Raw genomic sequence first — 11,608 nt, forward strand, 5'->3', positions numbered from 1 at the left:
GGCCCGGCGGCTGCAGGCCGCCGGGCCCTTGTGCGTGGGGTGCGGGTGATCGGATGCTTCTCCGCCCAGCTCACGTTCCTTGCGCCGACGGGCAGTTGGCCGAAGGGGAGCCAGACCAATGTGCTCCCGCCCGGGGCCGTGGGGCCCGGGGCGGGAGCACCGGTTCCTACGCGAGGGCTTCCTGGGTGAGCGCCGACGCGGCGAGGTCGACGCGGTGGGCCAGTTCCTCCACCGTCGTCGCCGTGAACAGGGTGATCAAAGGCAGGTCCACGTCGAAGGCCCGGCGCAGCGCGACCTGAACGCGCGGCGCCAGCAGGCTGTCCCCGCCGAGCCGGAAGAAGTCGTCCTCGGCGGCCGCCACTTCGGCCCCCAGCGCCTGCGACCAGATCCGCGCCACGCGCTCCTGCGTGGCGGTGGTGAACCCCCCGGAAGGCCGCTCGACCGCGTCCGCCGCGGGCGCCGGAGCGGGCAGGGCCCTGCGGTCGTGCTTGCCGTTCGCGTTCAGCGGCATCCGGTCCAGGAGGGTGATGGTGGACGGCACCATGTAGTACGGCAGTTGGGTGCGCAGGTACTGGAGCAGAGCGACCGGATCGGGGCTGCGCCCCGCTCGCGGCTCGACGTAGCCGGCCAGGCGCCGCTCGCCCGGGGCGTCCTCCCGGACGATCACGGCGGCGTCCTGGGCGTCCGGGTGCTGGCCGAGCACCGATTCGACCTCCTCCAACTCGATCCGGAAGCCGCGCAGCTTGACCTGCCGGTCCACCCGCCCCAGCACCTCCACGTCCCCCGACGGGAGCAGCCGTGCCAGGTCGCCGGTGTTGTACAGGCGGGCTCCCGGTGTCCGGGAGAAGGGGTGCGCGATGAATCGCTCGGCGGTGAGCTCGGGGCGCCCCACATAGCCGCGGGCCAGGGCCAGGCCGCCGACGTGGAGGGTGCCGTGCACCCCGAGCGGCACCGGCTGGAGGCGGTCGTCGAGTACGTAGAACTGGGAGTTGGGCAGCGGGCGCCCGATCGGCACCGGCTCCTCGTCACCGCGCTCCGGCATCGGAGTCTCGAACAGGCCGCTGTCCACGGTCGATTCGGTGACGCCGTACGAGTTGACCAGGCGGGTGCGGGGCGGACACAGCTTCGCCAGGTTCCAGTAGTCCTGCATGAACCAGATGTCCGCGCCGACGGCCAGCACCTTGAAGTTGTCCAGCATCCGCCCCTGCTCGGCCACATGGGCGCTGAGCCGGCGGATGACGACCGGGACGAGGTCGGCGAAGTCGATGCGCTCCCTCTGGAGCAGCGTGTACAGGCGCGCCGGATCGAGCAGCACCTCACGGTGGCAGAGCACCAGCGTGCCGCCGGAGCACAGCGCGCGGACCATGTCACCGGTGAACACGTCGAAGGCGATGTTCGCGGCCTGGAGGTGGCGGCGTACCACCGTGCCCAGGCCGTAGACCCGCTCCCAGGACCGGAAGGCGCTCATCAGGGCACCGTGGGTGATCATCGCCCCCTTGGCCCGGCCGGTCGAGCCCGAGGTGTACACCAGGAAGGCCAGGTGGTCGGCGTTCGGTTCGGCGTGCGGCGCCGGCGGGGTGGCGGCCGGCTCGCCCCGCGCCGCGACGGCGCCGTCGGCGAGCCAGTCGTCGACGTAGCCGACGGTCATCCCCTCGGTGAGGCCGGACACCGCGTCCACCACGTCGTGCCAGGTCAGGAGCAGGCGAACGGAGGCGTCCGAGAGCACATGGTGCAGACGGTCCACCGGGTGGGCCGGGTCGAGCGGCACATAGGCGCCGCCCGCCTTGAGCACGCCGAGCAGGGCCGCCACCGAGTCGGGGCGGCGCGGCGCGCAGAGCCCCACCCGGGTCTCCGGGCCGACGCCCAGCGCGCGCAGCCGGGCGGCGATGATCCCCGCCCGGCGGTCGAGTTCGCGGTAGCTGACCCGGTCCTCGCCGTCGACCACCGCCACGGCGTCGGGGGTGGCGCGGACATGCTCCTCGAACAGATGGTGCACACAGGTGTCGTGGGCGACCTCGACGGAGATCGTGTCGTCCCGGTGCAGGAGCTCGGTCCGCTCCGGCTCCGAGAGCAGCGGCAGCAGGGACAGCGGCAGACCGGAGTCGGCCGCGGCGCCGAGCAGCAGCCGCTCGAAATGCGCGGCCATCCGCTCGATGGTGGCGTCGGCGAAGAGGCCGGTGTTGAACTCCCAGGCGCAGCGCAGCCGTTCGCCCTCGTCGAAGACGTCGAGACTCAGGTCGTACAGCGCCGTGGTCGGCTCCCCGGCGCCGAACGGGACGGCGTGCGGCCCCGCGGTGTCCCGCGGGGACCCAGGGGTGTGGTGCAGCGACAGCATCGTCTGGAACAGCGGGGCACGACTGGGGTCGCGGTCCGGCCGCACCTCCTCGACCACCCGTGCGAAGGGGATGTCCCGATGGGCGAAGTCCGCGAGGCACGCCTGCCGGGTGCGGGCGAGCAGCTCGAGGAAGGTGGGGTCGCGCGACAGGTCCGTGCGCAGGGCCAGGGTGTTGGCCACGGGGCCGACGAGCGATGCGGTCTCCGGCCTGTCGCGGCCGGCCACGGTCGTGCCCACCACGATGTCGTCCTGGCCCGAGTAGCGGTGCAGCAGGGCCGCGTATCCGGCGAGCAGCGTCGTGAACAGGGTCGCGTCCGCGGCGCCGCTCAGTTCCCGCAGCCCGGCGGTCGCCTTGGCGGACAGAGTGAAGGACCGGGTCCGGCCCGCGTACGTCCGCACGCTCGGCCGGGTGCGGTCGGTCGGCACCCGCAGACTGGGCAGCTCGCCGCTGAACCGCCGGCGCCAGTGCGCCAGCCCCTGTGCCGTCCGGCTCGTCGCACCGCCCGTGAACTGCTCGCGCTGCCGGCGCGCGTAGTCGGCGTACTGGACGGCGAGCGGCGGCAGCGGATCGGGGCCGCCGGCGCGGAAGGCGTCGTACAGGTGGCGGAACTCGTCCGTCAGCACCTCCGTCGACCGGTCGTCGGCGACAATGCGGTGCAGGGTGATCAGCGCGACGGACTCCTGCTCGGCGAGCGCCACCAGCGTCACCCCCAGCAGCGGCCCGCGGCCGAGGTCGAACGGTGCCCGCGTGTCCTGGGCCGCGATCCGCCGCGCCTGCTCCTCGGCGTCGTCCGTGCCGCGCAGGTCGACGAAACGGGGCTCCCACCCGTGGCTGTCCGCCGGGGCGACGACCGGCACCGGCTCGCCGTCGACCGAGGGGTAGCTGGTCCGCAGGGTCTCGTGCCGCCGCACCAGGGCCCGGAAGGCCCGCGCCGCCGCGTCCGGATCCAGCGGCCCCGCCAGCCGCAGCGCGTACGACACGGTGTACGCCGCGTTCCCGGGGGTGAGCCGGTCCAGGAACCACAGGCGCTGCTGTGCGAAGGACAACGGGGCACCCGCGCCCGCCGCGCGCGCGGTGCGCCCCTCCCGTTGTGCGGCGCTCCGTGCCTCCGGGGTGTTCTGGGTGTTCTGGGCGGGAGGCTGCTCGCGCAGCCGCTCCGAGGTGTCGCTCATGCCGTCCTGCCTTCGTGAGTGCGTCCACCGCGTGTGCGGCCGGTGCTATTCGGCACAAGTGCCGTCCTGTGCACGGGCCTTGCGGCCGTTCGCGGCGGCCTCCCTGGCGATGGCCCGGAAGAACTGCGGATAGCTCGGGGAGGTGTGCTTGGCGTACGACAACGTCAGGTCGTGGCGCTCGCGGAGCTGGTTGATCGGGACGACCATGGCCGCGTGGTGCTCGATGTGCAGGTTGTTGCCGTTGGTGTACCAGGTGCTGAACCAACTGCCTGTGATGGAACGCGTGTTGGTCAGAACGTCGGTGCTGGAGTTGTCGCACATGATGTGCTCGGGCAGCTCGACGAGGAAGTGCAGGGGCACTGCGATCAGCAGGGGCAACAGCCACACCCACAGCACCAGTTCGCCCTGACCGAGCATGACGAGCGCGACCGCCGCGAGGATCGGCACGGCGAACAGCCGGTACTCGGCGACCACTTCGCGCTTGCGGGCCGGTGCTATCTGGCCGGACCCGTAGGTCCAGGAGCCGGTCCAGGCGCGCACCACGTCCGCGACCGCGCCGCCGAGCCGGCCGAAGGCCAGGGCCTCGCGGACGAGCGCGCCCCAGGTGACGGGCTGGCGCGAGTCGAAGCCGAAGAACTCCGAGTCCTGGTCGGTGCCCAGATGGCGGTGGTGCTGGAGATGCAGGACGCGGTAGTGGCTGTACGAGACCAGCATGGGCACGCCCAGCGGGACACCGGCGATCCGGTGGTACCGGGCGCGCCGGAACGCCGAGTGGTGCAGGCACTGGTGCTGGAGCTCCAGCCAGTGTGCGTACATCGCGCCGGTCAGGAGGACACCCAGCACGCGCGGGGGCCACGCTCCGGCCCACAGCGCGAGCGCCGCGCCGAGCGCCCAAAGGGCATAGGCGGCAATGAGTTTGAAGAGGAACGTCCGCTCGTCGACGGCGCTCACCTTGGCCCGTCGGAACAGACCCTGCGGCGACGCCGTGCTCGCGTCGGAAGTCATGTCTGGCACCTTCCCCTGGGGCGGCCTCCCGCGAGATCGCTGGGGCAGTGGGGCAGGCATCAGCGACTTCGTGTGGATGAGGCACGAAGTGTGGAAATGGCTCCTTCCTTCCCCCGGTGGGCGGGGGAGGGAAGGGCGGATGGATGAAGAAGCGTCGCGCACTGCGCTTGCGGGATGTCGAGCCCCGCACCCGTTCGGGTCGAGGCAGGGCGAGTTGCGGCAAGGCAGGGAAATGCGGCGGGGCGCCGCAATGCGCGCCGCCGCTGTGGGGGAGTGGTGTGCTGTGGTCAGGCCATGTCGCCGGTCGGATCGCCGAGCGCATCGCCGGGATGACCGAATGGGGGACGGGATACGGAATTCGTGGTCCGTCCCCGTGTATTTTATATCGCTGCTGCGCGCCAACGCCCCAGCGCGGTCACTTGCCCATCGCGCTGATCAAGCTCGCAGGCCTCATGTCCGTCCAATGCGCGGAAACATAGGTGCGGCAGTCGTTGCGGGAATTCGGTCCGAAAACCACCCGCCAGCCGGCCGGTACCGTATTGGATACGGGCCACAGAGAATGCTGGTTCTCGTCGTTCACCAGAACCAGGCATGCGCCTTCTTCATCGTCGAACGGATTCGCCACGGATTCTCCTGATAAATCGATCGAACGGCCGTCAGCGTAACAGTGGCGATAACCGGCCGTCACCGTCGCGGCGGGTGGGTAAGGGGGCCTCCATACGAGGCGTGTCTCGCCGGCGAGACACCTCCGGGCCCGGACCGGGCTCAGCCGGTGGCGGGCACGGCCTCGCCGGTCATGTCGCCCAGCGCCACCACGATCTTCCGCGGCCCGGTGAAGGGACTGCGCGAGTGCGCGACCAGCATGTTGTCGATGACGAGGATGTCGCCTTCCTGCCAGGAGAACGCGACCGATTCCCGGTCCATGAGATCGCGGACCTCGTCCACCACGGCGTCGTCGATGACCGTGCCGTCGCCCCAGAAGACGTTGCGGGGCATTCCCTGGTCGCCGCAGATCTCCAGCAGCGACGAGCGTGTTTCCGGGTCGAGCGACGAGGGGTGGTGCAGCGCGAGCTGGTTGAAGAACACCGCCTCGCCGGTCGTCGGATGGTTCAGCACCGCGTCGGCCTGGCGCGAGGTCCGCAGGCCCCCGTCCGCCGTCCATACCAGGCTCGTCCCCTCCGCCGCGCACCTGCGCTCGACTTCGGCGGGATCGTCGGTGCCGAAGAAGCGCGGCCAACTGACATCGACGCCGTCGATGAAGTTGCGGACGTACCGCAGCTTCTTGGTGGCGAAGAGCTCGGCAAGTTCCGGACGCATCCGGGCGAGGACCGTCCGGCAGTCCACGATCGGTGTCTGACCGCCGGACCGTGGGGCCACGACGCACGAGAAGAACTGGCGCATCGGCCACTGCGGCAGATGCGAACTCTCGTTGTGGAACAGGATCGAGAGGTCTTCCGGATACGGCGTCGACTTGTACACGCGGGCCGATTCGCCCTCGCGCGGAAGGTCGCCGTATTCGGGGAAGAGGGTGCCGCAGATCGCCGAGGCGGCCTGTTCGAACCTCTCCACCGAGCCGGCGTGGAACCCGCGGAGCAGGACCGCGCCGTGCCGCAGCAGCCGTCCTTCGAGTTCGTCCCGGTGCGCGCGCAGCCAGCCGGGAAGGTCGACGCCGGGTCCGGCCGGCGTGATGACGGTGGGGGTCGTCGGTGACTCCGGCAGGAAGCCGAAGGTCACGGCGTCTTCGCCGGGAACCCGCACCTGCCGGCGCGTCGCGCCCAGAAGGGGGCGCGGTCCCGGTGCCCTGGAAGTCGCTTCGTTCATGTCGTGGTCCTCTTTTCCTCGGCGTCGCACCCGGTCGTGCTCCGGGTCATGCGCCGATCTCCCGTCGGATCAGCTCGGCCAGTTCCTCCACCGCCGGCTGCCGCATGATGCCGTGGTGGGTCGTTGCCACCGAGGCGAAGCCGAGCCCTGGCCCGGCCACCGATCCCCAGCCCCACGTACGGTCCGCATCGTGCGGCTCGTCGGCCGGCTCGGCGCGCACCAGGAGCACCGGGAAGTCGGCGCGGCCGAGTTGGGCCCCCTCCCGCACGAAGTGGCGGTCCAGCGCGGTCATGTTGGTCATGTAGACGTCCAGCAGGCTCCGCAGCTCCGCCTCGCCGGAGTCCGGAGGCAGCCGCCCGACGTCCTGCAGGGCCTTCAGCAGCTCCTGGTGACCGAGCCGGCCGAGTGGCCCCGGCGGCAGTTCGAGCTGGTAGTGGAAGGCGAAGCGGCGCATGAGGTGGTCGGCGGGCTGTCGCGCCAGGGCGCTCTCCGCGTCGCCGGGGACCCCGCAGTTGACGATGATCAGCTGCGCCACCTCGCGCCCGGCACGGCGCAGCGCCTGGGCCGTGGCGTAGGCCATGATGCCGCCGAAGCACCAGCCGACGATCACCGGAGCGGCATCGCCGACGGCCGCGATGTTCGCCGCGTACTCCTCGGCCATGGCGGCGAAGTCGTCCTGCGGAGGCCTGCCGTGCAGACCCCAGGCCTCGATGCCGTACACCGACCGGTCCGCCGGGATCAGCCGGGCCAGTTCCCAGTAGCTGAGCGTGTTGCCGCCGCCGGGGTGGACGCAGAAGACCGGGGCCTGCTCACGGGGCCCGCGGGCGGCGCGCAGCGGGACCAGGTTGGAGTCCTGGACGTCGCTTTTGCGCACCAGCTCCGCCATCATCGCGACGGTCGGGGCGCTGAAGACCGCGGACATCGGCAGGCGCAGACCGAAGGCGTTGTTGATCTGGGCCATGAGCTTGATCGCGCGCAGCGACTGCCCGCCGTGCTCGAAGAAGTCCGCGTCGGGGGAAGAGATGTCCTGATCGAGGATCGAGGACCAGATCGCCAGCAGGCGCTGTTCCACCGAGTCGCGCGGCCGGCCCGCCCGAGCCTTCGGCGGCGCGACCGGGGCGAGGGCGTTGCGGTCGAGCTTCCCGTTGCGGGTCAGCGGGAACCGGTCGAGCACCTGCCAGCCGGTCGGCACGAGGGCCGCCGGGAGACGCAGGACCACGGCGGCCCGCACCTCGTCGACGGAGAGGCCCGCCACGCCGGCGGCGGCGGTGAGGTAGGCGTCCAGGTGCGTGACGAGGCCGTCGGCGTCCGCGCGTGCCACGACTGCCGCGGCGCCGACACCGGGCTCGTCCGCCAGCAGCGTCTCGATCTCGCCGAGCTGGACCCGGTAGCCGCGCAGCTTCACCTGGTCGTCGATCCGGCCGAGGATCTCGATGCCGTGGCCCGGCACCAGCCGGCCGAGATCACCGGTCCGGTGGGCGTCCGCGGTATCCGCCGTACCGAAGCCCGCCCCGCCCTCGCGCAGCCGCGCGAGATAGCCGAGGCCCACGCCGGGCCCGCTGATCAGCACCTCACCGGGGCACCAGGGCGGCAGCGCGGCACCCTCCGCGTCGACCACCGTCAGGACGTTCGCCCCGAGACCGGAGCCCACCGGGACCGAGGAACAGCGGTCGTCGACAGGGGTGTTCAGCGGGAGGCACGCGGCACCCACCGTCGTCTCCGTCGGGCCGTAGTGGTTGTACATGCGCAGGGACGGCGCGATCTCCCGGAGCCGCTCGTACAGCGCGCGCGGCAGCAGTTCGCCGCCGAGCACGAGCACCTCGCTCGGCAGCAGCGCGAGCGGTTCGGCCGCCTCGGCCAGCAGCGCCGCGAGGTGCGAGGGGACCAGCTTCATCGCGGCCGGGGGGTGCGAACGGAACCGCTCGGTGAGGGCGGCGGGGCTCGTGGCGGTCTCGGTGGGGACGAGCTGCACACAGCCGCCGCCGGCCAGGGTGGGGAAGACCGCCGTGTAGGCCAGGTCGGCGGCGAGGGTGGAGACCGCCGCGAATTCGGCGCCCTCCGGCAGGGCGAGCGTGCCGCCGATCGCCCAGGCGTAGTGCGCCAGTTGCTCGTGTCCGACGACGACGCCCTTGGGCAGACCCGAGGTGCCCGACGTGAAGATGACGTAGGCGGGGCCGGTGGCCGCCGCGCCGGACGGCACCGCGCGCCCCGGGTCGACGACCGCGTCGGCCGTGCGCACGAGGGGGACGCCGACAGGGTGATCGGCCTCCGGACCGGGGGAGAGCAGCAGCGCGGGACCGGCCTCCCGCAGGATCGTGTCGATCCGCTGCCGCGGCCACGTGGGGTCGAGGGGCACGAACGCCGCACCGGCGAGCCAGACGCCGAGCATCGCGACGACCGTGTCCACCGAGGCGGGCACGAACAGCGCGACCCGCTGCCCGGCCCGCACGCCGTGCTCCCGCAGCAGGTGCGCCACCGCGTCCGCGCCCCGAGCCGCGTCCCGGTAGGACACGACGGTATCGCCGCAGCGCAGCGCGGGCCGCGTGGGTGTGCGCTCCGCCTGCGTGAGGAAGCGGTCGAGCACCGGGGCGTACGAGGCACGGGGTTCGGGCGCGGCGCCGGGCGCGTGGGGCGCGGTGAGGCGCAGGCCGCCCAGGGCGCGCTCGGTGCCGCCGGACACCAGATCGGTCAGCTGATGTCCGAACGCCTCCGCGACGAGGTCCAGGTCGTCCTGGGCGACGCGGCCCGCTCCGCCGATGAAGGTCAGGCGCAGGCTGCGCGGCCCGCGCACGCAGTCGAGATGCAGCGCGCCGGGGCCCTCGTGGACGGGCGCGCCGTCCGCGAGTTCCTCGGCCCACCGGTCCGCGCGGTGCCGGTACGAGAGCGGGCAGCCGTTCGCCGTCCGCCCGGCCGCGGTCCCCGGGTCCGTCTCGTTCTCGGCCGTCGCCGCGGAGCGCAGCGCGTCCTGCGCCGCCCGGAGCGCGTCGGCCACCGGGGTGTCCGCGCCGGTCTCCAGGCGCACCGGTACCGGCCGTTCCAGCAGGCCGAGCACGTTCTCCAGGCCCTCGGTGGACCGGCCGTCGGCCAGCACCAGCACCTGGTCGTCGGTGTCCCCGCAGTATCGGCCGTACAGCGCGCGCCAGAGCGCCAGCAGCACCGCCGCGTCGCTCACACCGCACCGTGCGGCCAGCGCGTCGAGCCGCTCCAGAGCCGGCCCTTCGATGACGGCCGTGGCGCTCGCCGGCCCGGCGGCCGCGTCCCGAAGTCCGGCGGGCGTGAGGAAGGGCAGCGCCGGGGCGGGCGCCGACGACGGCCGCGCTGTCTCGTCCGCAAGCGGCGGCCGCGGTGCGTCGTCCAGCACCTCACCGAGCCAGGCGGCGACATCGGCGTACTGGAGCACCGTCTCCCCGGCCGCGGCGGCCGCATCCGTGAGGAGCAGGCCGACGAGCCGGGTCCAGGACGCGTCGTCGACGCTCAGCCGCGGCAGGGTGAGCACCAGCCGCGTGCCGTTGGCAGTGGATGTGTGCTCGACGGTCAGCGCGCCGGCACGGAACACGGTGCGATCCGTTCCGGACCGCTCGATGGCGACCGGGCCCACCGGATCGACGACCTGGACGAGTGTGGGCAGCCCCGCGAAGTGGGTGTACCGCGTACGCAGGCTCTCGTGCGCGGCGACCGCCGACGCGATCCGGGCCTCCAGGTCGGGCACCGGTATGCGGGCGGCGGTGGCGACGGTGCGCATCGCCGTGCCACGGGCCTCGCCCGACCGGGCGAGCTGTTGCGGGGAGAGCTGATAGCCCTCCTCCTGCCAGGTCTCGACGCTTGTCATGATGTCTGCTCCTGATGGGTCATGCGGGCTCCGGAGCGGGGGCCGGCTCGGCATCGCCGGGCGATGCCTGGAGGCGGCGCACCGCGCGCACGGGTGAGAACAGAAGGGCCAGGGAGGCCAGGAACGTTCCGGTCGCGGCCACGACCACGGCCGTCCGCAGCCCGGTTCCGGACGCGAGCGCACCGCCGAGCAGCGAGCCGAGCGAGTATGCGCCCAGGGCGCAGGTACGGGCTGTGGCGTTCACCCGCCCGAGCAGTTCGTCCGGGGTGGAGACCTGCCGGAAGCTGATGACCGTCACGTTGAAGACGGGAACGCTGAACTGGACGAAGAAGGAGGAGACCGCGACGACGGCGATCGCCCCGAGGGAGTGGCCGTGCACGGCCGCGAGGACGAGATATCCGAGGCCGGGCATCGCCATCGTCAGGATCAGCGTCGGACCGACGCCGAACCGTCCGGTCAGCGGGCCGACCAGGAGGACGCCGACGAGCGCGCCGATGCTCCCGACCGCGACGATCAGGCCGACCTGCTTCGAGCCCATGTCGAGCTCTCGGAGCAGGTAGAGGAAGAACACCGACATCAGGGCGCCGGAGAACAGGTTGATGATCAGCGCGGCCGTGGTGAACCAGCGCAGCAGCGGGTGCCGCACGATCGCGGCGAATCCCTCGCGGATCGAGGCGCGGACCGAGAGGACCGCCGCTCCGGGCTCACGCTCGGGCCGCTCGTCGGCCGGCAGCGCCGTCACCGTGAAGAAGGACAGGAGGTAGCTCGCCGCGTCCACCGCGATCGCCACCGGCGCGCTGAGCGCGCTGATCATCAGGCCCGCCGCACCGGGCCCGACAACCTGTGCCACCGAGTCCGAGAGCTCCAGCTTCGCGTTCGCCTCGCCGAGCCGCTCCCGGCCGATCAGGCCGGGCGTGTAGGACTGCGCCGCCAGGTCGAAGAACACGGTCATCACGCCGACGACGAAAACCACGACGAAGAGCTGACCGATGTTCAGCACACCGAGCAGGTGCGCGATGGGTATCCAGGCCAGCGCCACCGCGCGCACGGCGTCGGCGAGAATCATCACGGAACGGCGCGCCCGGCGGTCCAGCATCACACCGACGAAGAGGCCGAAGAGCAGGAACGGCAGCGTCTCCAGGGCGACGAGCACACCGGCTTCCATCGGCGTCGCGCGGAGCAGCAGGACCGCGGTCAGCGGCATCGCGACGTAGGTGATCTGGGAACCGAGGAGCGAGGCCGACTGGCCCGTCCACAGCAGCGCGAACTCCCGCCGCCGGAACAGCGAGCCCGGCTTCTTCCCGGTACGTGCGGTCTCCTCGCTCATGAGCGCACCGCCTTACGGATCTCGGCTCCCGGTCGGGAACGCCGGGTCTCGGCGCGTTGGTCCATCACAGTCTTCCTATCGGGTCGAATTCGCCGCACGGCCTGCCGGGGAGGTGCCG

At 72.3% G+C, this 11,608-nt stretch carries 6 protein-coding genes; all 6 read right to left on the minus strand.

The window, feature by feature from the left end; genetic code table 11:
• Positions 1–166 precede the first annotated feature (166 nt).
• Positions 167–3,508 carry an amino acid adenylation domain-containing protein gene (locus OOJ98_RS23385; protein WP_267056890.1) on the minus strand — a complete coding sequence of 1,114 codons (3,342 nt, stop codon included), beginning with the start codon at positions 3,506–3,508 and terminating at the stop codon, positions 167–169.
• A 45-nt stretch (positions 3,509–3,553) separates the two neighbouring features.
• Complete coding sequence (locus OOJ98_RS23390; protein ID WP_267056891.1) at positions 3,554–4,513, minus strand: fatty acid desaturase; 960 nt, start codon at positions 4,511–4,513, stop codon at positions 3,554–3,556.
• Positions 4,514–4,928: 415 nt separating this feature from the next.
• Entirely contained in the window at positions 4,929–5,138 is a 210-nt protein-coding gene (locus OOJ98_RS23395; protein ID WP_267056892.1) for an MbtH family NRPS accessory protein, read from the minus strand.
• A gap of 140 nt (positions 5,139–5,278) precedes the next feature.
• Positions 5,279–6,334, minus strand: a complete 1,056-nt coding sequence (locus OOJ98_RS23400; RefSeq protein WP_267056893.1) for a TauD/TfdA family dioxygenase — start codon at positions 6,332–6,334, stop codon at positions 5,279–5,281.
• A 46-nt stretch (positions 6,335–6,380) separates the two neighbouring features.
• Positions 6,381–10,163: an amino acid adenylation domain-containing protein gene (locus OOJ98_RS23405; RefSeq protein ID WP_267056894.1), complete on the minus strand. Its 3,783-nt coding sequence runs from the start codon at positions 10,161–10,163 to the stop codon at positions 6,381–6,383.
• 19 nt (positions 10,164–10,182) lie between these two features.
• Complete coding sequence (locus tag OOJ98_RS23410; protein ID WP_267056895.1) at positions 10,183–11,490, minus strand: MFS transporter; 1,308 nt, start codon at positions 11,488–11,490, stop codon at positions 10,183–10,185.
• Between the last annotated feature and the right edge of the window lie 118 nt (positions 11,491–11,608).

The organism is Streptomyces sp. NBC_00083, from assembly GCF_026343295.1.
Taxonomy (GTDB): Bacteria; Actinomycetota; Actinomycetes; order Streptomycetales; family Streptomycetaceae; genus Streptomyces.